Source organism: Roseateles sp. GW821-FHT02E12, from assembly GCF_059421665.1.
Map to the genome: position 1 here is coordinate 71,325 of NZ_JBWKVK010000005.1, position 23,807 is coordinate 95,131.

Genomic DNA, 23,807 nt, shown 5'->3' on the forward strand with positions numbered 1-23,807 from the left:
GGTGCCGGTGCGATGAGTGATGGGGGTGATAAGGACAGCAGCGAGAGCGAAGCGGGTCGCTTCGTACCGCGATCACCCCTATTTGTTTTCGCGCGCCGCTGATAGCGGCGCTGCGATGGTGTGCGGTTTAGGGCCTCTTCTTTGGTGACTTTCTTCTGGCCCCGCAGAAGAAAGTTACCCGCCCGCCGGGGCGGACTCCCGGCAACACGGCACCGAGTCATGAGGACAGCCGCTAAAGCAACCCGAATCAACTCACCACTCCCATCAACTCCCGCAACGTCTCCAGCGTATCCGCCTCCCACAACGGCTTGTCCTCCCGAATCCGCAGCATCCGCGGAAACCGCACCGCGATGCCGCTCTTGTGCCGCGTGCTGGCCTGGATGCCCTCGAACCCCAGCTCGAACACCAGGCTGGGCCGCACGCGCCGCACGGGTCCGAACTTCTCCACGGTCGTCTTGCGGATCACGCGGTCCACGCCGCGGATCTCCTCGTCGGTCAACCCCGAGTAGGCCTTCGCAAACGGCACCAGCACCAGCTCACCGCCCGTCGCGTCCAGCGCGGCCTCCGCTTCCGCCGCATCGCGCGGCGCGCGGTTCCACACGGCGAAGCTGTAGTCGGTGTACAGGTTGGCCCGCCGCCCGTGGCCAGCCTGGGCGTAGATCAGCACGGCGTCCACGCTCAGCGGCGCGACCTTCCATTTCCACCACGCACCCACCGTGCGGCCGATGCCATAGGCCGACTCGCGGTGCTTGAGCATCAGGCCCTCGACGCGCCGCTCGCGTGAGCCCTCGCGAGCCGCCGCAAGGCCGGGCCAATCCACCGCTTCCACCAGCGGCGACGTCGTGATGCCGAGTTGCTCCAGCCGCGCGCGGCGCTGATGCAGGGGCTCCTGCCGCCGGTCCACGCCTTCGCCCTCCAGCAGGTCGTAGGCCAACAGCCGCACCGGCGCTTCGGCCAGGATGGCCTTGGATAGCTTGGTGCGGCCGATGCGCTTTTGCAGCAGCGCGAACGGAGCCGGCTCGGTCTCGCCCGGCCGCCAGGCCAGCAGCTCGCCGTCGACGACGGTGCCATCCGGCCACCCGCCGGCTTCGGTCACAACCTCCGGAAAGCGCTCCGTCACCAGCTCCTCGCCGCGCGACCAGATCCACACCTGGCCGTCGCGCTTGACGACCTGGGCACGGATGCCGTCGTACTTCCACTCCGCCAGCCAGTCGCCGCGCGCGCCGAGCGCAGCCGGTTCGCCCGTCAGCGCATGCGCCAGGAAGAAAGGGTAGGGCTGGCCGCCGCGATTGCCACTTGCATCCTCGGCCAGCAGCGCCTGGAAGCGCTCCACCGTGGGCGGCGTGTCGATGTCGGTGTAGCCCATCATGCGCTGCGCGATGCCGGCCGCGTCCCGGCCGGACCACTCGGTCATCGCGCGCTGCACCAGCAGCTTGCTGACGCCAACGCGAAAGCCGCCACCCACCAGCTTGACGAACATGAAGCGCTCGTCCGCCGACAGCCCTCGCCATGCCGCCAGCACGGCGTCGCGCCGGGTGGCTGCGTCCGCCTTGCGCAGCGGCAGGATGCGCTGCTCCATCCAGTCGGCCAGCGGCTCGTCGAACCGGTCCTCGGGGTCGGGCAGCACGTAGGCGATGGCCTCGGCCAAGTCGCCCGTCACGGCGTAGCCGGCCTCGAACAGCCACTCGGGCAGCGCTGCCGCCTCGCATGCCAGCGCGCGCAACTCCTTCGTCGGCACCGCGCGCCGCGGTGTGCCACCGGCCAGCAGGTAGAGGCCCCAGGCCGCGTCGCGTGCCGGCGCATCAGCCAGGTAGCGCTTCAGCGCCGCCACCTTGGCCAGCGTCGACGTGCTGGCGTCCAGCGCGAGGTAGAGCGCCACGAAGCGCTTCATTCGGCAGCCTCCACGCCATGCGTCTCGTCGCCGTACTCGGTCACGAAGGCCTCGGCCTGCAGGCCCAGCTCGCCCAGGTGGCGCACCAGCGCGCCCTCGTCGCCATGCGTGACGATGATGCGCTGCGCGCCAGTCGCGTGGATGGCCGACAGCAGCCCCGGCCAGTCCGCGTGGTCGCTGAAGACAAAGCCGCGGTCCACACCCCGGCGCCGGCGCGCACCGCGCAGGCGCATCCAGCCGCTGGCGAAGGCGTCGCTGTGCGGCCCCATCGCCTTGGCCCAGCGGCTGCCGTGCACGGCCGGCGGCGCGATGACGAGGGCGCCGCGCAGCGCCTTGAAGTTCGTCTCCGGCGTGACCGTCTCGGCCGCCGGCAGCGCAATGCCCGCTTCGCGGTAGGCCGTGTTCAGCCGCGCCACCGCGGCGTGCACCAGCACCGGCCCGGGCGCATCCGCCGTCGCCAGGCCGGCCAGCAGCCGCTGTGCCTTGCCCAGGCTGTAACCCATCAGCAGCGCGTGCTTGCCCTGCGCAGCGCAATCGGCCCACCAGGCGCGCATCTCGGCCAGCACCTCGGTCTGCGGCGCCCAGCGGTAGATGGGCAGGGCAAACGTGGCCTCGGTGATGAACACCTCGCAGCGCACCGGCTCGAAGGGCGCGCAGGTGGTGTTGGCGTCGCCCGCGCCGCTGACGAAGTAGTCGCCCGACACCACCCACACCTCGCCGCGGTGTTCCACCCGCACCTGGGCCGAGCCCAGCACGTGGCCGGCCGGGTGCAGGCTGACGGTCACGTTGCCAAGATGTAACGGCTCGCCGTAAGCCAGGCCTTGAAAGGCCATGTCGGGGCCCACCCGCGAGCGCATCAGCCCCTCGGCGTCGCGGTGGGCGAGGTAGGCGCCGTGGCCCTCGCGGCAGTGGTCGGCATGGGCGTGGGTGATGACGGCGCGGGCCACCGGGCGCCAGGGGTCGATGTAGAAGCCGCCCGCCTCGCAGTACAGGCCTTCGGCTCGGCGGGTGATCAGGTCAGCCATGGCCCGAGTGTGCCGATGCCGGCAAATGCCCGCTGTCGGACGGCGCCGCCCCGCCCATTTACGGGACAGCCGCGGAACTCAAACGCCGCCGCCGTGACTCACCACGGGTGCGACCGCCAGGTCGATGGCAGGCCGCGACCCGGAGAAGAGGCTTCGTGGGCGGCCACATCCTGTGCTGCACGCCTTGCTGCCCTGTTCCGGACCCGACCCTTGCTGATCGCTCCTCGCCACTGCCGATGCCTGCCCCCGCGCCTCAGCCTGCTGGTTGCGCTGCTGGCTGCGTTGTCGGGTGCACCGCCAGCCTGGGCCGCCGGCACGCCACCGGTGGTGCCCACGCCGGCCGAGCTGGCCCGCCCGCCCGAGGCCAGCCGCAACGCCGAGCTGCCACCCGAGCGGCCGGCAGTGCCGCGCGAACTGGGCAAGCCCGAGGACGAACTCAAGATCGACGTCCAGGCCTACAGCCTGCCGCCGGACGCGCCGGCCGCGCTGCGCGAGGCCCTGCCGCGGTTGACGGCCGCCTTCGTCGGCAAGGAGCGCGGTTTCGAGGACCTCGTCAACGCCGCCAACGAGGTGACCCGCTTCCTGCAGCGCGACCTGGGGCTCTACCTCGGCTACGCCTACATCCCCGAGCAGGTCTTCGACGGCCAGACCGTGCGCATCGCCGTGCTGGAAGGGCGGCTGGACCGCGTCGTGCTGAACTGGCGTGAGGGCCTGCCCGTCAGCCGCGAGGTCGTCGAGGCCTACCTCGCGCGGCTGAAGCCGGGCGACGTGCTGACGGTGGACGCCGTCGAGCGCACCGTCTTCCTCATCAACGACCTGCGCGGCATCGTCACGCGTGCCGAGGTCAAGGCCGGCGCCACGCCCGGCACCGCCATCCTCGAATTCACGCCACGCGCCGAGGCGCGCTACAGCGGCAGCGTCGACGGCGATCTCAACGGCTCGCACTACATCGGCGGCCAGCGCCTGGGCGCCCAGGTCATCATGGCCAGCCCGCTGGGCCGTGGCGACGGCCTCTCGGCCTCGGTGCTCAGCTCCAGCACCGGCGGCCTGCGATTCGCGCTGCTGGGCTACACCAGCCCCATCGGCGCCGACGGCTTCAAGGCCGGCGTCTCGCTGTCGGCCGTGAGCTACCAGCTCGACAAGAAGCAGTTCCCGCTCGGGCTCGACGGCACCGGCACGACCTTCAATCTCTTCGCCCTCTATCCCTGGGTGCGCTCGCGCAACCTCAACCTGTTCGCGCTCGGCGCTGTCAACGCCAAGCGCTATGTCGACAACGCGGCATCGCTGAGCACGAAGAAGCGCGTGGACGACGTCAACGTCGGCATCAGCGGCGACTTCCGCGACAGCCTGCTGACCGGCAGCGTCAACACCTTCGAGCTCAACCTGTCCCAGGGGCGCCTCGATTTCGCCAACGGCATGCCGGCCGGCAGCGACGATGCGGCCCGCTTCACCAAGGTGGGCTTCGCCGCGTCGCGGCTGCAGAACCTGGTCAGCAACCGGCTGCTGGCCTACCTCACGGTGCGCGGTCAGTGGGCCCTGCACAACCTCGACTCCACCGAGCAGTTCCGCGCCGGCGGGCCCAACGGCGTGCGCGCCTTTGCACCGGGTGAGGGCACGGGCGACAGCGGCGCCGTGGGCAGTCTGGAGCTGCGCTGGCTGCCGCCGGTCAGCCTGCTCGGGCGCTGGGCCAGCGAGCTGGTGCTGGCCGCCTTCTACGACGGCGCCTTCATCCAGTACCGCCACGACGAGAGCGTGCAGCTCCAGGGCAACCCCGGTTACATCAACCATGCGTGGCTCGGCGGTGCGGGGCTGTCGCTGGTCTGGGCGCGCGGCAATGCCTACTCCTTCCGCATGAGCCTGGCCACGCCGACCCACGGGCAGGCGAGCAGCGACAGCCAGGCCCGCAAGCTGCGCTTCTATGCGCAGGGCAGCTGGAGCTTCTAGGCCATGCGCGCTTTCAGCCTCTCCCGCATGCAACCGCTCGGCCTGGCTCTGAGCCTGGCGCTGGCCTACCCCGCGGCCCATGCGCTGCCGCAAGGTGCCCAGGTCGTGCAGGGCCAGGTCGCCATCAATCCCGGGCTGATCCAGCAGGCCAGCGACAAGGCCATCGTCAACTGGCAAAGCTTCTCCATCGCGGCGGGCGAGACGCTGCGCGTGCAGCAGCCCGGCGTGAACTCCGTGCTGCTCAACCGCGTGGTGGGCGGTGACCCATCGCTCATCCTCGGCCAGCTGCAGGCCAACGGCCGCGTCTTCCTCGTCAACCCGCGCGGCATCGTCTTCGGGCGCGGCTCGCAGGTGGACGTGGGCGGCCTCGTCGCGTCCACGCTGAACCTGTCCGACACCGACTTCCTCGCCGGCAGCTATCGCTTCTCGGCAGGTTCGCAGGCCGGCGCCCTGCAAGCCGACGGCCGCATCACCGCCACGGGCGGCACCGTCGCGCTGATCGCGCCGCAGCTCAGCGTCGGCGGCAGCATCGAGGCCCGCCGCGTCGGTCTTGCCGCCGCCAGCACCGTGCAAGTGGACGTCGAGGGCGACGGCCTGGTGCTCTTCAACCTGCGCAACGATGACGACCGCGACGTGGCGCTGAAGTTCAGCGGCCGCGTGTTGGCCGAGGGCGGCAGCGCCGAGCTGCGCGCCCAGGCCCGCGCCGGTGCGGCCGGCCAGGTGCTGAACATGGACGGCCTCGTGCAGGCGCGGGGCTTCAGCCAGCAGGGCGGCCGCATCGTCATCGACGGCGGCACGGCGGGTATCACCACGGTCAACGGCAGCCTGGACGCCACGGGCGAGCGGGGCGGCAACATCACCGTGCTGGGCCAGAAGCTCGCGCTGCTGGACGGTGCGCGGCTGGATGCCTCCGGCCGCCTGGGCGGCGGCAGCCTGGAGGTGGGCGGGGGCTTCAAGGGCGAGGGCACGGCCCACAACGCCGAGCGCACATGGATTGGCGCCGGCGCCGAACTGCGCGCCGATGCGACCGAACAGGGCGACGGCGGCCGCATCGCCGTCTGGGCCGACCAGCGCACCGATATGTTCGGCAGCATCTGGGCGCGTGGCGGGGCTCTTGGTGGCAACGGCGGCATGGTCGAGACCTCGGGCCGGCAGCGCCTCAACCTGTTCGGCAGGGTCGACGCCAGCGCCCCGCGCGGCCTGCCGGGCCAATGGCTGCTGGACCCCAACGACATTGCCATCGTGCCGACCGGCCCGGGCAACAGCCACGTCGGCGCCGCGCCCAATTTCAGCAGCACGGACGACAGCGCTGTGGTCGACGTGCTGGCCCTCAACACGGCGCTCACCGGCAACACGACGGTGACGGTGGAGACGACCACCGGTCCCACCAGCGTGCAGTCCGGCAACATCGACGTGCAGGCCGCCATCGTGTCCACGGGGCAGGCCAAACTGGTCCTGAAGGCCCTGGGCAATATCAACTTCAGCACGGGCAGCATTGGCGCCGGTGCCGGTGCGCTCGACGTCGACCTGCGGGCGCCGAACGGCAGCATCACAGGCACCACCATCAACACCGGGGGCGGCACCCTCACAGCCACGAGCTCGGGTGCCATCTCGCTGGGCACCGTCACCAGCAGCACACTGACCATCCTCGGCGGCAGCGGCACCGTGACCCTGCCCGGTGGCAGCGTGGCCGGCGCGCTCGATGTGACGACCGGCGGCGCCATCGCCCAGGGCGGCGCACTGACGGTTGGCGGCCTGGCGACGCTGTCCACCACGGCCGCTGCCGCCGTGACGCTGGGCAGCTTCGACAGCCACGGCCTCGGCATCACGACGGCGGGCGGGCCGATCACGCTGGGCACCGGCACCATCACCGGCAACCTGAGCGCCACCAGCGGCGGCGCATTGATCACGCAGGCTGCAGGCGGCCTGACCGTCACCGGCACGGCCGGCTTCAATGCCGGCGCTGGCGCCATCACGCTGACCGAGGCCAACGACCTGCGCGACACGGTGACCCTGACCGGCGCCGCCACGCACATCGTCAGCAACAAGACGGCAACGCGCGAGTTGAAGATCGGCACCAGCAACATCAGCAGCACGCTGATCGCGACGACCGGCGGCGGCGACATCACCCAGACCGGCACGCTCACGGTGAGCGGCACGGCGACGCTGGATGCCGGCAGCGGCGACATCACGCTGGCCGGCCTCAGCACCGGCTTGCTGACGGCAGCGACAACGGCTGGCAACGTGACACTCGGCACCGGCACGGTCGCCGGGCTCAACGCCTCCACCAGCGGCACCGGCGCCATCACCCAGGCCTCCGGCAGCCTCGCGGTAAACGGTGCCGCCACGCTGGCCGCCGGCAGCGGCGGCGTCACGCTCGGTACCTTCAGCAGCAACGGCCTGGACATCAGCGCCACCACCGGCAGCCTCACGCTCGGCATCGGCACCATCACCGGCACGCTGATCGCGACGACCGGCGGCGCTGGCACCATCGGCCAGGCCGGCGCGCTGAGCGTGACCAGCGACGTCACGCTGACGACCGCCACCGGCGCCGTGACGCTGGGAAGCTTCGGCGGCGGCGGCGATCTTGGCATCGTCTCGACGAGCGGGTCCATCACGCTGGGCACCGGCAACATCGCCGGCGCGCTGACGGCCAGCACTGGTGGTGCCGGCGCCATCACCCAGGCCGTGGGCGGCCTGACCGTGGGCGGGGCGACCACGCTGGCGGCGGGCGGCGGTGGTGTCACGCTGAGCAGCTTCAGCGGCCATGGCCTGGACGTCAGCGCGACCACCGGTGCCCTCACGCTCGGCGCCGGCACCATCACCGGCACGCTGATCGCGACGACCGGCGGCGCCGGCACCATCGGCCAAATCGGCGCCCTGAGCGTGACCGGCAATGCCACGCTGACCACCGGCACTGGCGCCGTCACGCTGGGCACGTTCGGCAGCGGCGGCGATCTTGGCATCGGCTCGACGAGCGGTTCCATCAGGCTGGGCACCGGCACCATCAGCGGCACGGTGACGGCCAGCACCGGCGGTGCCGGGGCCATCACTCAAATCGCCGGTGGCATGACCGCGGGTGGGCTGAGCACGCTGACGGCGGGCAGCGGTGGCGTCACGCTGAGCAGTGTCGACAGCCAGGGCCTGAGCGTCAGCGCGAGCAATGCCGCCATCACGCTGGGTGCCGGCGCGATCACGGGCGCGCTCACAGTCAACAGCGGCGGCGGCGACATCTCGCAGGCGGGTGCCCTCAGCGTGACCGGCAACACCACGCTGACCGCCGGTGCCGGCAGCGTCACGCTGGGCAGTTTCGGCAGCAGCGGCAACCTCGGCATCAGCTCGACGGCGGGTGCCATCACCCTCGGCACCGGCAACATCACCGGCACGCTGACGGCCACCACCGCCGGCACCGGCGCCATCACCCAGGCGGGTGGCGGCCTGACTGCGGGCGGCCTGGCCACGCTGACGGCGGGCAGCGGCGGCATCACGCTGAGCAGCTTCGACAGCCTCGGCCTCACCGCCAACGCGAGCAACGCCGGCATCACGCTGGGCGCGGGCACCATCACCGGCGCGCTGACCGCCACCACAACCGGCGCCGGCACGATCTCGCAGGCCGGTGCCATCACCGTGACGAGCGGCGCCTCGCTGACCACCGGCACCGGCGCCATCACGCTCGGCACGGCCAACATCACCGGCGCGTTGACGGCCAGCACCGGCGGCGCCGGCGCGATCACGCAGACCGGCAGCGGCATCACCGCCGGCGGCCTGGCCACGCTGACGGCGGGCAGCGGCGGCGTCACGCTCACCAGCTTCGACAGCCACGGCTTGAGCGTCACGGCGTCGGGCGGTGGCGTGACGCTGGGCGCCGGCACCATCACCGGGAACCTGGGCGCCAGCAGCGGCGGCACGTTGATCACGCAGGCCGCGGGCGGCCTGACCGTCACCGGCACGTCCAGCCTCAATGCCGGCGCCGGCGCCATCACGCTGGGTGCCGCCAACGACCTGCAGGACACGGTCAGCCTGACCGGTGCCGCCACCACCATCATCAGCAACAAGACGGCGGCCAGCGTGCTCAAGCTGGGCGCCAGCAACATCAGCAGCACCTTGGTCGCGACGACAGGCGGCGGCGCCATCACGCAGGCCGCCGGCAGCCTCTCCGTGACCGGCAGCGCGACGCTGAATGCCGGTGCTGGCGACATCCTGCTGGGCGGCCTCAGCACCGGCGCCCTCAGCATGACGAGCACCGCTGGCAACCTCAGGCTGGGCACCGGCACGGTCGCCGGGTTGACGGCTTCCACCGGCGGCAGCGGCAGCATCACGCAGGCGGCGGGCGGCCTCACGGTGACGGGTGGGGCCACACTCACGTCGTCCACTGGCGCGATCACGCTGGGCAGCTTCAGCAGCGGCAACTTCAGCGCCACGACGGCAGGCGGCGCGCTGACGCTGGGCACCGGCACCATCACCGGCACGATGGGCGTGCTGACCGGCGGCGGCAACGTCGGCCAGGCCGCGGGCGGCCTGACAGTCACCAGCACCTCCAGCCTGAACACGGGTGCCGGCGACATCACGCTTGATCAGGCCAACCACCTGAACGACACCATCACGCTGACCGGCCGCACCACGCAGCTCACCAGCGCCGGCGCGACCGCACTGAAGCTGGCCAGCGTGACGACCACCGGCAACCTCGGCCTGACGACAGCCGGCGGCGACATCGAGATCGGCCCGGGCTCGGTCACGGGCACGCTGACCGCCAGCAGCAGCGGCGGCGCCATCACGCAGACGGCCGGCAGTCTGTCGGTGACCGGCCTGAGCACCCTCAACGCCGGTGCCGGCAGCATCGCGCTGGGCAACTTCGGCAGCGGCGGGCTGAGCGCGACGACGGCGGGCGGCACGCTGACGCTGGGCACAGGCACCCTCACTGGCACGCTGACCGCGGTGACCGGCGGCGGCACCATCGACCAGATCGCCGGCGGCCTCGTCGTGGCGGGCCTTGCCAGCCTCAACGCCGGCGCGGCCGCCATCACGCTCAATGACGCCGCCAACAACTGGGGCGCCGCCGTCTCGCTGACCGGCGGCACGACCCAGCTCACCAGCACGCGCACCGGCACGAGCACGCTGACGCTGGGCGCGCTGAACATCACCGGCGACCTGACGGTCAGTACCGCAGGCGGTGCCTTGAACCTCGGCGGCGGCAACGTCACCGGCACGCTGGACGCCAGCACCCTGGGCGGCGCCATCGGCCAGACCGCGGCGCTGTCGGTCACCGGCATCGCGACGCTGGACGCCACCATCGGCGGCGACATCATCCTGGCCAACACCAGCAACCAGTGGCATGGCCTGAACCTCACCGGCAAATCGCTGGACCTGCGCTCGAGTAGCGACCTCGAGATCCTCAGCCTGGTCCAGCCCTCCAACCAGGCGCTGACGCTGTTGGCCGGCGCCGATCTCATCCTCGGCCCGGCCGCCAGCATCGACACAGGCACGGCCGACCTCAAGCTCGCCAGCCTGGGCGGCAGCTTCCTCGTGGGCGGCGTGCTCAAGGGCCATGACATCGAGCTGGAGGCCCACACCAGCCTGAGCCTGAGCCAGAACATCACGGCCACCGGCAACCTGAAGCTCACCACCGCGAGCGTCGGCATCAGTCAGACGGCCGGCACGATCCTCGTTGCCGGCACAACAACCGTGTCTTCCGGCGGCACCCCCATAAGCCTTGCCCGGCCGACCAACGACTTCACCGGCGCCGTCAGCCTGGCCGGTGGCACCACCAGCGTGACCGACCTCAACGCGCTGACGCTGGGCACGCTGGCCACCGGCAACCTGACGGTGTCGTCCACCGGCCCGCTCAGCCTCGGCAAGGGCACGGTCACCGGCACGCTCAACGTGAACAGCCACGGCGGCGCCATCACCCAGGCCACGGGCGCGGGCGCCGGGCTCACGCTGACCGGCGCGACGACGCTGTCCGTCGGCGCTGGCGGCACGGCCGACATCACGCTCGACGAGGCCACCAACAACCTGCAGGGCGCCATCACGGCCATCGGCGGCGCGGTGTCGCTGCGCAGCGCCAACAACCTCAACCTCTTCGCGCTGACCCAGCCTTCCAACAAGGCGCTGGTGCTGGAGGCCGGCGGCACCCTCACGCTGCCGTCCGGCACCACCAACATCGACACCGGCACGGCGGCGCTGACGCTGTCCAGCGGTGGCGTGTTCAGCACCTTCGGCACGCTCAAGGGCGGCAACGTCACGCTCAAGGGCCAGTCGGCCACGCTGGGCCATGACATCACGGCCAGCGGCAACCTCGACCTGCGCACCACCGCTGGCGCCATCACCCAGAACGGTGGCCGCATCAGCGTGGCCGGCACCAGCCTCTTCAATGCCGGCGGCTCCGGCATCACGCTGAACCGGTCGCTGAACGACTTCCAGGGCAATGTCAGCCTCACGGGCACCTCGGCCGGCATCGTCAGCCTGCACGACCTAACGCTGGCGACCATGGCCGTCAACAGCCTGCAGGCCCAGGCCGGTGGTGCGCTGCAGCTTGGCACGGGCACGCTGAGCGGCAGCCTCACGGCCACGGCCGGCGGCTCCATCACCCAGGCCGCCGGTGGCCTGCGCGTGACGGGCAATTCCAGCTTCAGCAGCAGCGCCACCACACTGCTGGACACGGCCAATGCCTGGGGCGGCGCGGTGTCGCTGAGCGGGGGTACCACCCAGCTCTACGGCAGCGGCGCGGTCATGCTGGGTGGCGGCAGCGTGAGCTCGCTGACGCTGACGGCACCGGGCGGCGTGAGCCAGAGCGCAGCGGTGGGTGTCGGCGGCGCGCTGACGATCAACGCCGGCAGCGCATCCATCCTGCTGGGCAACGGCAGCAACCAGCTGAACGGCAGCGTCACGCTGAGCGGCGGCACGACGCAGATCGCCACTGCAGGCGCGCTGAGCCTGGGCAACTTGTCCGTCGGCGCGCTGACGCTGCAGTCCGGCGGCAACCTCAACCTCGGCCAGGGCACGATCGGCGGCAACCTCCTGGCCAACAGCGGTGGCGGCGCGGTCACGCAGTCGGGGCTGCTCAGCGTCAGCGGCACGGCCGACATCCAGGCTGGCAGCGGCAGCATCACGCTGACCCAGGGCGGCAACCAGTGGGGCGGCGTGCTGAGCCTGGCCGGCGGCGTCGCGCAGGTCACCAGCAATGCCGGGCTGAGCCTGGGCACGCTGGCCGTAGGCTCGCTGTCGGCTGATGCGACCGGGCCGCTGAGCCTGGGACAGGGCAGCGTGGCTGGCAGCCTCACGGCCAACAGCCACGGCGGCACCTTCACGCAGAGCGGCGCGCTGGACGTTGGCGGCCCGGCGGCGCTGCAGGCCGGCGGCGGAGGCATCACGCTCACCCAGGCCGGCAACCGCTGGCGTGGCGTGGTGCAGCTCAGCGGCGGCGCCACGCAGATCACTGGCGCGGGCGTGCTGAGCCTGGGCACGCTCGCCACCGGCAACCTCAGTGCGATCTCGACCGGCGCGCTCAACCTGGGCCAGGGCACCATCGGCGGCAACTTGCTCGCCAACAGCGGCGGCGTGGTCATCCAGGCCGGTGCGCTTCAGGTGAACGGCAGCACGACGATCAATGCGGGCAGCGCCGACATCACGCTGACGAATACCGGCAACCGCTTCCTCGGCCCGCTGAACCTGACCGGCAATGCCGTGTCCCTCTTCAACCGGCCCAACCTCGTGCTCGGCGCGCTGAGCTTCAACAGCCTGGACGCCACCAGCAACGGCAGCGTGACGCTGGGCAGCGGCAGCCTGACGGGGCCGCTGACCGCGCGCGCGCTGGGCGGCACGATCACGCAGACTGCCGGCGGCATCACAGCGGGCGGCACGACGACGCTGCAGGCCAGCGGTGCCATCACGCTGACCGAAGCCGCCAACCGGCTGCAGGGCAAGGTCAACCTGAGCGGTGGCAACACCGCGCTGAGCAACGCCGTCGACCTGGGTCTGGGCAACGTGGCGACCGGCGCGCTGACGCTGAACGTCACCGGCGCGCTGGATCTCGGCTCGGGCAGCATCGCCGGCAACCTGGCGGCCACCAGCAGCGGCGCCCTCACGCAGGCCGGTGCACTCGCGGTCAGCGGCAGCAGCACGCTGGATGCCGGCAGCGCCGCCATCACGCTGGGCCAGGCGGGCAATGCCTTTGCCGGCCCCGTCAGCCTGCGCGGCGGCAACACGCTGCTCACCAACGGCGGCGCACTCAGCCTCGCCAGCCTGAACGTCGGCGACCTGACGGTGCAGTCGAGCGGGCCCCTGCGGCTCGGCACGGGCTCGGTCAGCGGCGCGCTGAAGGCCGGCAGCGGCGGCGCCGCGATCACGCAGGCCGCGGGCGGCTTGAGCGTCGGCGGCACGGCCACGCTCGACGCCGGCAGCGCATCCATCCAGCTCGGCGACGCGGGCAATGCCCTGGCCGGCATCGTCAACCTGAACGCCGGCGACGTGGCGCTGGTCAACCGCATCGCGCTGCGCCTGGGCAGCTTCACGGTGCGCGACCTCACGGTCAGCGCCGGCGGGGACCTCGACCTGGGCGGCGGCACGGTCAACGGCAAGCTCGTGGCCAGCTCCGGCGGCACGCAGATCAGCCAAGCCGGCCCGCTGACCGTCGCGGGTTCAGCCAGCTTCACGGCCGGCAACGGCGCGGTGCGGCTGGGTGGCTTCACCACAGGCGACCTGAGCATCACTGCCGGCAGCGGCATCGAGCTGGGTGGCGGCACGGTCAACGGCCTGCTCGTGGCCGACACGAGCGGCGGACAGATCAACCAGACGGGCTTGCTGGCGGTCGTGGGTTCAGCCAGCTTCACCGCCGGCGGCGGCGCCGTGCGCCTGGGCAGCTTCAGCAGCGCCGACCTGACGATCCATGCCGGTGGCGACATCAACCTCGGCGGCAGCAGCGTCAACGGCAACCTGCTGGCCAGCACCCAGGGCACGCTGATCGGCCAGACCGGCGCGCTCACGGTCAAGGGCGCTTCGACCTTCATCGCCGACGGCAGCCTGGTCGACCTCGTGCTGGACCAGCCCGGCAACCAGTTGCTGGGCGCCATCACCATGCGCGGTATCAACGGTGGCAGCTTTGTCGGCGCCAACCTCAGCAGCGCGCTGGACCTGAGCTTCAGCGGCGACGTGCGGACGCTGAGCCTGAGCAGCGGTGGCCGGCTGACGTTGGGCGGCGGCCGCAGCACCACGCTGACCGCCGCGGCGAAGACCGGCATCGTGCAGACCGGCGCGCTGGAAGTCAGCGGCCAGACGACGCTGATCGCCAAGGGCGGCGCGGCCATGCCGGTGGACCTGAACCACGCGGGCAATGATTTCAACCGCGTGGCGCTGCAAAGCCAGTCTGGCGGCAGCTTCGGCGCCGTGCAGTTGCGCGACGGCGATGCGAGCCGCCACGATGGCCTGCGGATCGGTGGCGACGCGAGCAGCCTGGAGATCACCTCGGCCGGCGCCCTCGACCTCGCCGGTGGCAGCCATGCCAGCCTGGTTGCCGACACGGCCGCCACCGGCGCCGCCATCACGCAGAGCGGCGCGCTCGCGGTCAGCGGGCTGACGACGCTGAAGGCCGGCAGCGGCAGCATCACGCTGGCCCGGGCGGACAACGTCCTGCCCAGCTTCACCGTCGCCAGCGCCGGCGTCGCCAGCCTCGTCAGCGCGGGTGGCTACACGGTCAACGCGAGCAACGTGTCCACGCGGCTGGAACTCGGCGGCCCGGGCGCCATCACGCTCGCCGGCCCGCTGTCGGGCAGTGGCGAGCTGCTGATGAGCGGCAGCGGCAGCCTGACGATCACCACCGCGCAGAGCTACACCGGCGGCACGCGCATCCCCTCCGGCCGCGTCGTGCTGCAAGGCACCGCGGCACAGGCTGGCAGTGGCGCGGTGCAGCTCGGCGCCGCCGGCCAGTTGGACCTGCGCGATGGCGCCACGCTGGCCAGCGAGCTCGTGGCCCAGGGCGGCGACGTGCTCAACACCTCGGGCAGCGGCACGCTGGCCGGCGCCGTGACGCTGCAGGCGACGACGAGCTTCCTGCCCGGCGCCGGTGGGCTGACGATCAGCGGTGCCATCAGCGACGCGGGCGCCGGCCTCGGCCTGCGTCTGGCCGGTGCCGGCACGCTGACGCTGGCCGGCAGCAACCACTACAGCGGCACGACCGACATCGCCGCCGGCGCGCTGCGTGCCACCGGCGCGGGCGCGCTGCCGGTGACGAGCGCCGTGCAGCTGGCGGCCGGCGCGGTGCTGGCGCTGGGGCAGGACCAGGCCATCGGCTCGCTGGCTGGCGCCGGCCGCGTCGAGCTGGGCAGCTTCACGCTGGCCACCGGCGCCGATGGCCGCGACACGAGCTTCAGCGGCAGCGTCTTTGGCAGTGGCGGGCTGAGCAAGCTCGGCAGCGGCCGCTTCACGCTGGCCGGCAGCGGCGCCCACACCGGCGCGACGCGCGTGGAGGCGGGCGAGCTGGTCCTCGCGAGCGCCGGTGCGTTGAACGACATCACCGCCGTGACCGTCGATGCCGGCGCACTGCTGACGATCCAACAGAGCACCGGCCTGGGTTCGCTGGCCGGCGCGGGCACGGTGAACCTGCAAGCCGCCCAGCTCGGCATTGGCAGCAATGGCAGCAGCACGCGGTGGGACGGCGCCATCACCGGCAGCGGCGGCCTGGCCAAGCTCGGCGCGGGCACGTTCACGCTGGCCGGACACAACACGTTCGCGGGCGACCTGCAGGTCAACGCCGGCACGCTGCAGCTCGAAGGCGTGGGCGTCCGCCCCTTCGCAGCCAGTGTGGCCGCGGTGCCCGTCGTGCCGGCCGCGGCTGGCTTCAGTGTGGCCGGCGGCGCGACGCTGGAACTGCTGTCCGACCAGGTCCTCGGCGCGCTGTCGGGCAGCGGCCGCGTGCTGCTCAACCCCTTCACGCTGACGCTGGGCGCCAGTGGCCGCGACAGCCGCTTCGACGGCGTCATCAGCGGCAGCGGCGGCCTCGTCAAACAGGGCGTCGGCACGCTGGCGCTGGGCGGCGCCAACCTCTTCACCGGCAGCACCCGCGTGGCCGGCGGCACGCTGACGTTGGACGTCGCTCAAGCCTTGGCGGGTGCCAGCGCGCTGGTCATCGACGCACCGGCCCGCGTGCAGGTGAATGCCGCGCAGACCGTGGCGTCGCTGAACGGTGCCGGCAGCCTCGCGCTGAATGGCGCCACGCTGGCCAGCGGTGCCGATGGGGCCGACAGCCAGTTCGATGGCGTGGCCAGCGGCAGCGGCGGTCTCGTCAAGCAGGGTGCCGGCACGATGACGCTCACGGCGGCCAACAGCTATGGCGGCGGCACCGTCATCGAGGCCGGCACGGTCAGGCTCAACGGCCAGGGCGGCCTGGGCTCGGGCGAGATCCAGAACCAGGGCCAGCTGCGCCTGGAACGCAGCGACGCCTTCACGCTGGCCCCCGCCATCACCGGCCGCGGCAGCCTCGTCATCACGCAGGGCCAGGTGACGCTGGCCAACGGCGGCAACAGCTACAGCGGCGCGACCCAGGTGCTGGGTGGCAGCCTCATCACGACGGCCGTGGAGCGCCTGCCCGACGCGAGCGCCGTGCAGATCGCCGCCGGCGCGCAGCTGCAACTGGGTGGCAACGAGACCCTCTTCTCGCTGCAGGCCGCCGGCAGCGTGCGTCTGGCCGGCAACCTGACGACGCGCGCCGAGCAGGTCTACACCGGCAGCCTGACGCTGGCCAACCCGGCGGGCATCACGCTGAGCGGCACGCTGATCGACGCCAGCCGCAGCACGAACCAGTTCGCCGGCACGCCGCTGAGCCTGTCCGGTGGCCAGGCGCTGGTGACGGTGAAGGAGGCGCTGAAGCTGGGCGGCGTGAGCCTCTCGAGCGGCGGCCGCATCGAGGCTGAGCGCCTGGCGCTGGACGGCAAGCTGCAACTGACCGGCGGCAGCCTGGCCGTGGTGGCCACCGCGGCACCCGATGACGCCAAGGCCACGCTCGTGGGCACGGCCCAGGTGCCCGTCGTCGGCCAGCCGATGGCCGTGGCCGAGGCCACCATTCAGCAGGGGACGGGCGGCGCGATCACGCTGGCCGAGGGCGCCAGCCTTGCCGTTGCGGCCAGCGGCGGCGGCTCGGTGTTGCTGGGCCAGGATGCCAACAGCTTCAAGGGCCAGCTGTCGGTGCTCAGCGGCGCCAAGTTCGACACCGCCTGGGTGCCGAACGCCAAGGGCAGCCAGGCCATCCAGTCCCTGGTGCGGGTGGCCGGCCAGCAGGTGCTGGTGGGCGGCAGCGGCATCGAGGCCGACACGGTCAACATCCGCGCCGACCAGCTCGCCACGGTGGGCAGTGCCAAGCTCGTGGCCCGCATGCCCTTCGACGAGATCGTGCTGGGCCGCGCACTGTCGGCGCCCGGCATGACGCTGGAGCTGGCGCCCGGCGCTTTTGGCGTGCCCGGCAGCTTCGGTTCCGTCAACGGCCAGCCTATCCAGATCGCCGTGGGCTCCGCCGAGACGGGCAGCCGCACGACCGGCCCGAATGCCGGCTACCTGACCGTGCTGCCCAAGGCCGGCGCGCAAGGTGCCACCGCCGTCGTGCTGGTTGGCCCCAAGGTGGGCAGCGCGCCGGCGACCGGCGGCTCGGGCTACCGCTTCTTCCACGATGGGGCCAGTCAAGCAACGGAAGTCCCAGTGGTCTATAACGGAGTCCTGCCGTTGACGCCGGCGGCCTCCGGCGCGATCTCTTCCATCAACGGCGACGCCGAGGACGCCCGCCGTGCCCGCTTCCAGGAAACCGTGCGCACCGAGAACGTCACCGTGCGCCTGCGCTCCGGCGTCATCGCCGAGGTCGGCCCCGGCCGGCCGTCTACCCAGGGCAGCGAAGGCGCGACGCCGCCCGCCGCCTGTGATCCCTCGACCCAACCTCTGCTGAGCTGCAAGTGACCCGTTCCGACACCGATCTGCCCCTGCCGACGCCCGACCTGGACCGCCGCCGCCTGCTGTGCGGCTCGTTGCTGGGTGGCCTGGCGGGGCTGCCTATCGCCGGAGCGGCCGAGGCCGCGGCGCCGCTGCCGCCGCTGTTGCCGAGCAGCGAGGTTCGCCTGGCCCTGCTGCTGGGCAACCGCAGCTACCCGACCCCCTTCGACCTGCCGCCCATCCCCAAGAACCTGCGCGACCTGGACGTGGTGCTGGAGCGGCGCGGCTTCAAGGTCACGTCGGCTCTGGACCTGGACCTGCCGGCCGCGCGCCGGGTGCTGGAGCAGTTCATCGCCGAGGCCGCCGCCAGCCCGCCGGATGCGACGGTGTTCTTCTACTTCAGCGGCCACGGCGTGCAGGTGGACGCGTCCAACCTGCTGCTGCCCGCCGGGCTGAACCCATCGGCCAAAGGCGAGCTGCTGCAGAACAGCAGCATGCAGCTGCTCAGCGACGTGGTGCGGCGCATTCCCGCCCGCCGCGACGGCATGATCATTGCCGTCGTGGACGCCTGCCGCACCGGCCTGCGTGCCGGCGAGCTGGTGGGCCTGAACCAGGTCGAGGCGCCGCCCGGGTGCCTCATCACCTTCTCCACCGGCGCCGGCAAGCCGGCCATCGCGCCGGCCGTGGAGACGCAGAACACCTTCTACACGGGTTCGCTCGTCAAGCTGATGGCCAGCGTGTCGGACCAGACCACCTTCCCCGAGCTGTTGCAGCTGGTGCGCAGCGACGTGCGCGAGACCATGCTCAACCACCCGGTGGCCGCCATCCGCCAGCTCGCGCAAGACCCCTTCATCGCCGACCACACCCGCGTGCGCCTGACCGTGGAGCCCAGGCGCGAGGGCGCCGTGGCGCCGGCGGCGCCCGACATCGACGAAGAAGCCGAGCTGAAGAAGCTCGAGCGGCTCACCTGGCCGGCCGAGGTGGTGCAGGTGGCCGAGGCCTTCCTGAAGGCGCGGCCCGAGAGCCCGTTCGCGCCCGGCGTGCAGGTGGCGCGCGACGGCGCGCGCGCGGCACTCAAGGCTCTGCAGCGCAGCGACGTGCGCCTCTATCGCTCGGCGTTCGCCTTCAACGACGACCTACCCATCGAGCAGCGCCAGGACCTGCTGCGCTGCGGCCGTGGCGACAAGGACGCGGCCGCCCGCATGGCCTGGCGCGTCCGCGGCAATGCCGGTGCTGCGGCCGGTAGCGGCAGTTATGGTGGTGGGTACGGCGGCGGCGCGTCGGCCGCGCAGTCGCGCTACGAAGGCTGGATGCAGTTCGCCGTGGCCCTGGGCAACGGCATTGCGAGCTACGAGCTGGCCCTGCATTTCCGCAACACCGGCCAGCCCCTGCTGGCCTCGCAGTTCGAGGCCCGCGCCCGCGACTTGGGCTACACGCCGCCGCCGGATCTGGACAACGTGCGGAAGTAAGTACGCGACTTCCGTCAGGCCGCGTCGATCGGTTCGCTGCCCAGCGTACCTTCGGGGCTGGCGGCCAAGGCGGGCAAGCTCGGCATGAGGCCGAATGGCCCTGCAGTTCGAGTCGCGCGCCCTTGAGGAGGGCGCCCGCCATTCGCCAGTCACGGTGGCGGCCGCTCAGGCGGTCTGCTAGAGCTTGCCTGTCAAGACGGCCTCTTTGAAGCGCTTGAGGGTATCCGCCGCCATCAGTTTCTCGATGTCCTTGACGGCAGTGTCCCAAAACGGGCTGCGTTCCAGCGTTCCATTTCCGTCAGCCGCTTTTAGCCCCGCCGCCGTGGCTGCGGGCAGGTTCACCTCCTTTGGAGCGCCGCCCTTGACGAAGGCTTTGAACGTTGCTGGGTCGCGTTTCCCCGCCACTCCGGCGATCAACAGGAATTCAAGGTTTTCCGTCGAGTGTTCTTTCGCGCAGTGCTTCGCCAGCAGCTTGCGCAACTCCGCATTCTTGACGATGGCATCGACTTTCAGCCCATTGACCATAGCGTTGAAGCTATCGCGCTTCGCCTTGACTGCCCTTTCTTTTTCGTCAACGGCGAGCACGAACGAGTTTTTGAGGACCCATTGCGTGTCGCCGTGCACGCCAGTGACGCAGGCTTTCGCCGTGGCCGCAGCGGCGATGTGCAGCGCTGCGCAGGCCTGCTCCGCGGCGACGAACTGTTTTGCCTTCTGGTCGATGCCGCCTTTGTCCTCCACGGCAATGTCGAACGCTGGCTCAAAGGCCTTGAGTGCCTTACCCAGGTTGCCCTTGTCAGTCAGCGTCTTCGCGCGGTTGGCGTCCCACCAGCGCTGCGTGAGGATGACTTTGATCTTCTTGTCCATGTGCAGTTCTCCTTGGATTCCGCAGTTTGAAAAGAAGGCCGTGCGGTCGGCCGAGATTCATATCCTTCACCTCATCAGACGCTGCGACGACGTCCGATGCGACATCGCCGCCCCCGATGCGGGGGGCTCGCTAACACCACCCAGGCCGGCAAGCCGTCCCCGTCCCCAGAAAACACAACGGCGCCACAGGGGCACCGCAGGACTGTCCAGTGCCGTGACCGGCACATCGGGCATCAGGCCAAGCCGGATGCCTCCAGGGACTTCATGATCATCTCGGCCTTGAACTTGAGCTTTTCCTCGGCGACCAGCTTGTTGAACGCCGTCTGCGCGGTCGCCTTGTCGCCGAGGATCATGGCTTCCATGCCCTTGGCCAGCAGGACCGTGTTGGTGATGCCGAGCTTCTTGCCGGCGACCTGGGCGTTCTTCGCCGCCATCTTCTTGGCCTCAGGCGTGTTCTGCATGTCGACCCAGACCTTGAAGGAGGCGTGCTTGATGATGTTCTGCTTCAGGTTCTGATCGAACAGCTTGTTGACCTCGGCATCGATGTCCTTGATGGCCTTGGCCGCCTTGGTCTTGTCGGCCTTGGGCCCCGTGCAGCTTTCGGCCGCGGCCTCCTGGAGCTTCTTGGAGACGTTGACGTCGTTGGGCTTGATGTACTTCAGGTACAGATGCTCGGCGTCGCGCTTCTTGTCGTTCAGGTAGTTGAACTGATCCTTGCAGAGCCCGGACGCCAGCCCCTTGCTGACCGCGTTGAAGAGCTCGTTGTCCTTCTTGATGCCTGCGAAGCCCATCTTGACGACTTCATCGGCGTATTGATCGACGGTTTTGAGTGGCATGGATCTCTCCTCGGTTGGGATGGTCTAAGAACAATGCGCGCCAGTTCGATCAGCGTGGGCAGGGAACAGCGGGGAACGGTGAAATGCAATGATGGCCCGGCGAGCGCGCGGGACGCCGGTCAGCCCAGCTTGCCGCTGATCACATCGGCATAGGTCTCGGCGATCTGTTTGAAGACCTTGGTGAACTCCGCCAGCAGCACCTTGACCTGCTCGGTCGTGGCCGCGCCGTCGACGGTGCGCTTGTTGCCGTTGGCGAACGGCGTGATGTCGGTGGCCAGGCGGCCAGGATCGGGCAGCTTCTTGGCCAGGCTGCTGCCCTTCATCTTGGGGTTGGCCTTGAGCTTGACGATGTTGACCAGGTTCTGCGAGATGTCGCGGCCACCGCGGTCCATCTCCTTGTTGTACGTCGCGGCGTCGGGCGACGCCTTGATGCGCTGGATGACCGCGGCGCCCTTGGCCATGCTGCTCTTGAAGTTGACGCCGAACTGCAGCACCAGCTTCTTCATATTGGCCTCTTCCTCATTGGCCTTGCGCGCTGCCTCGTCGTCGCCCTTGATCTTGCTGTCGGCCTTGTCCTTGGCGGCGTTGATCTTGGTGACCTCGGCATCGTTGACCGCACCGGCCAGCACCACCCCCGCGCGTGCCACGAGGGCCCCGAGCTCGGTCTCCAGCATCTTCAGCTGGCGATAGCTGTCGGGCAGCCAGCCCTTGATGGGGGTGGGCGTCAGCAAGCCGTTCTTGTCCTTCATCGTGGGCTGCAGCTTCTGGGCCGCGACCAGGACCTTGTCGAGCTTCTTGGCCTCGGCATCCAGCTTGGCCAGTGCGGGCTTGAAGAGCTTGATCTGGCCCGGCAGAGCAGCCAGTTCCTTGGCGCTGCCCTTGGCCATGTCGATCTTGTCGACAGCCACCAGCGCGGCCAGCAGAGCCAGCGGCCTGCGGATGGGTTCCAGCTCCTCGACGAGGAAGTCGGCCATCTTCTTGTCCGTCTTCCTGGTGGCGGTGATGTCGCGGTGGAACATCGTCTCCGCCTTGTTGTAGACGTCGCCCCATTCCTTCGCGAACTTGGTCAATGCCATCTTGGTCTCCGTTTACTGGGTCTGGCGATGGTGGCGTTCAGCCGAGTGCTTTCAGCAACTCCGCAAGGTCAGCGTCCATCTCATCATCAGATGACGAGGCGGCGTCGGTTGAGACATCGTCCGTGCTCGAAGGTTCGTCGCTGCCGCCACTCAGGCCAGCCAGCAGGGCGTCGAGCTCGGGGTCGCTGCTGCTGCTGCTGTCGTCGCCCGACCCACCCAGATTGGCCAGCGGATCGTCGCTGTCGCCGTCTTCGCTGCGCGCGGCGCTGCGATGCGGGCTGCGCTCCTCTGCATCGGCCAGCTTGGACTTGACGCTCATTTCGATACCCGCGCGCGCGCCGGCCTTGGAAGCGGCGCCCGTCGCGGCGATACCGGCGAGGCCCGACAGGCGCACGCTGGGTTCGCCCTTGTGAGCGACGAGCACGCCCACGCCCCATTGGCTCAGCGCGGACACGGCGGTGGTGGACATGAAGCGTTCCGTGCAGGGCAGGGCGGTGCTGTCGCCATCGCTGTCGACGTAGTGGTGAAAGGGTAGGTCGCCCACCGTCGGCGTGCCGCCCTGGCCGGCCAGCGCCGTCAGCGCCAACAGGGCCGGGTGGCCCCACAGCAGGCCGCCGAGGCCGTCGGCCATCGTGAACTCCTCGAAGGCGAAGGACGAGATCGGGTCGCTGCGCTTGCCATAGGGGTGGCGCAGCAGGAAGCGCGGGCCGAGCAGCACGAGGCGCTTGGCTTCCGGCAGCGCCTTCAGCGCGTTGAAGGCCTCGGCCACCAGCGGGTGGGGCGGCTTCTTGGGGTTGGTCAGGTCGTCCACCGCCACAGAGGTGAAGAAGGTCGCGCCGGCCGCGTTGGCGATCTTGGCCATGCGGCCCAGCAGCTCGGTGTGCGGCGGCGTGGCTTCGAACTGGTAGAGGCCGGCGATATAGGTGTAGCCGCCATCCTTGGCCTGGGCGGGCTGGTCCACCAGCAGGCGGTGCAGGCCGCTTTCGCTGAGGTCGTCGCTGGCGCTGAGGTCGGCGGCGAATTCCTCGGCGCTGATGTCGATGAGATGCACCTGCAGCATCGGCCCGGTCTCGAGCCGGCGCAGCAGGAAGTCCACGCCGCGCCACAGCGATTCGGTGGTCTGGAAGTCGGACTGGTGCAGCACGGCACGCATGCCGTCGGCTATTGCTCCGTCCAGCGTGTTCAGCAGCGCCACCTTCTCGGGCTTGGCCGAGGGCACGACGAAGGGGCCGATGACGTCGCGCAGCAGCGCGTCGATGCCACCACCGCTGGTGGGAGCACTGGCGCGGCCCGTCAGGCGGGCGAAGTCATCCAGCCTGGCGCCGGCGGCGGGCGCGGCACCGCGGGCGCGCACGCCGCGCCCGGCGCGCGAGGCCTTCCTCTTCGTGCCGCTGAGCTTGGCGACCTCCGCTGCGGCCTTCTCGAAGCTGGCCGCGTTGTTGAGGCGCTTGCGCAGATCGTTGAGCTTCTTGAACAGCTCCAGCTCGCGGAACAGCGTGTCCGGGTGGAATGACTCCAGGTCGCTGAGCGCGATCTCGACCGGGGCACCGTGGGCACCGATGGGCAGGCTCAGCGTGATGTCCTGCTGGCCCAACCAGTCTTCGAGCGAATCGAACTCGACCGAGCGCGGCTTGCGGCGGGCCAGGTCATCGCTGCTGTCCAGGCGGCCGGCAGCGGCGCCGGCACCGAAGTCGCCCAGCAGTGCCACGCGCACCGGGCGCTTGGCCGCCCAACTCGGGGGCGTGGTGTCGAGGTCGCCGTAGTTCGGGGTCCAGTCGCTGTGGGGCATGGCAAGT

9 protein-coding genes are annotated in these 23,807 nt (G+C 70.7%); 3 read left to right on the forward strand and 6 right to left on the reverse strand.

Annotation, left to right across the window (positions count from 1 at the left end; translation table 11 throughout):
* Positions 1 to 247: 247 nt before the first annotated feature.
* Together AC07V5_RS27790 and AC07V5_RS27795 are read right to left on the reverse strand one after the other, a co-directional pair.
* A complete protein-coding gene (locus AC07V5_RS27790; protein WP_495118853.1) occupies positions 248 to 1,891 on the reverse strand; it encodes an ATP-dependent DNA ligase in 1,644 nt (547 codons plus the stop codon).
* Positions 1,888 to 2,916 (reverse strand): ligase-associated DNA damage response exonuclease, encoded by a 1,029-nt coding sequence (locus AC07V5_RS27795; RefSeq protein ID WP_495118854.1) that lies wholly within the window; start codon positions 2,914 to 2,916, stop codon positions 1,888 to 1,890. The genes AC07V5_RS27790 and AC07V5_RS27795 overlap by 4 nt, the downstream gene beginning before the upstream one ends.
* A gap of 210 nt (positions 2,917 to 3,126) precedes the next feature.
* On the opposite strand from AC07V5_RS27795, the gene AC07V5_RS27800 reads away from it, so the two are divergent.
* Genes AC07V5_RS27800 through AC07V5_RS27810 form a run of 3 tightly spaced genes read left to right on the forward strand, consistent with a single transcriptional unit; the run spans position 3,127 to position 19,235 of the window.
* Entirely contained in the window at positions 3,127 to 4,860 is a 1,734-nt protein-coding gene (locus AC07V5_RS27800) for a ShlB/FhaC/HecB family hemolysin secretion/activation protein (RefSeq protein ID WP_495118855.1), read from the forward strand.
* Between the two features lie 27 nt (positions 4,861 to 4,887).
* Positions 4,888 to 17,793, forward strand: coding sequence for a two-partner secretion domain-containing protein (locus tag AC07V5_RS27805; RefSeq protein WP_495118856.1), 12,906 nt, complete (start codon positions 4,888 to 4,890; stop codon positions 17,791 to 17,793).
* Positions 17,790 to 19,235: a caspase family protein gene (locus AC07V5_RS27810; protein WP_495118857.1), complete on the forward strand. Its 1,446-nt coding sequence runs from the start codon at positions 17,790 to 17,792 to the stop codon at positions 19,233 to 19,235. The genes AC07V5_RS27805 and AC07V5_RS27810 overlap by 4 nt, the downstream gene beginning before the upstream one ends.
* A gap of 177 nt (positions 19,236 to 19,412) precedes the next feature.
* Here the strand turns inward: AC07V5_RS27810 and AC07V5_RS27815 are convergent, their stop codons facing one another.
* The 4 genes from AC07V5_RS27815 to AC07V5_RS27830 form a co-directional block, all read right to left on the reverse strand.
* Complete coding sequence (locus tag AC07V5_RS27815) at positions 19,413 to 20,099, reverse strand: hypothetical protein (RefSeq protein WP_495118858.1); 687 nt, start codon at positions 20,097 to 20,099, stop codon at positions 19,413 to 19,415.
* A gap of 233 nt (positions 20,100 to 20,332) precedes the next feature.
* The gene (locus AC07V5_RS27820; RefSeq protein ID WP_495118859.1) at positions 20,333 to 20,935 is read right to left on the reverse strand and encodes a hypothetical protein; all 603 of its coding nucleotides are present in this window, start codon (positions 20,933 to 20,935) and stop codon (positions 20,333 to 20,335) included.
* Positions 20,936 to 21,054: 119 nt separating this feature from the next.
* Entirely contained in the window at positions 21,055 to 22,011 is a 957-nt protein-coding gene (locus AC07V5_RS27825; RefSeq protein ID WP_495118860.1) for a hypothetical protein, read from the reverse strand.
* Positions 22,012 to 22,048: 37 nt separating this feature from the next.
* Entirely contained in the window at positions 22,049 to 23,800 is a 1,752-nt protein-coding gene (locus AC07V5_RS27830) for a type VI secretion system contractile sheath domain-containing protein (RefSeq protein ID WP_495118861.1), read from the reverse strand.
* Positions 23,801 to 23,807 lie beyond the last annotated feature (7 nt).

Bases quoted from the DNA above. Each gene is read 5' to 3' on its own strand.
- AC07V5_RS27790 (WP_495118853.1), bottom strand. From the start codon at position 1,891: ATGAAGCGCTTCGTGGCGCTCTACCTCGCGCTGGACGCCAGCACGTCG.
- AC07V5_RS27795 (WP_495118854.1), bottom strand. From the start codon at position 2,916: ATGGCTGACCTGATCACCCGCCGAGCCGAAGGCCTGTACTGCGAGGCG.
- AC07V5_RS27805 (WP_495118856.1), top strand. From the start codon at position 4,888: ATGCAACCGCTCGGCCTGGCTCTGAGCCTGGCGCTGGCCTACCCCGCG.
- AC07V5_RS27815 (WP_495118858.1), bottom strand. From the start codon at position 20,099: ATGGACAAGAAGATCAAAGTCATCCTCACGCAGCGCTGGTGGGACGCC.
- AC07V5_RS27820 (WP_495118859.1), bottom strand. From the start codon at position 20,935: ATGCCACTCAAAACCGTCGATCAATACGCCGATGAAGTCGTCAAGATG.
- AC07V5_RS27825 (WP_495118860.1), bottom strand. From the start codon at position 22,011: ATGGCATTGACCAAGTTCGCGAAGGAATGGGGCGACGTCTACAACAAG.
- AC07V5_RS27830 (WP_495118861.1), bottom strand. From the start codon at position 23,800: ATGCCCCACAGCGACTGGACCCCGAACTACGGCGACCTCGACACCACG.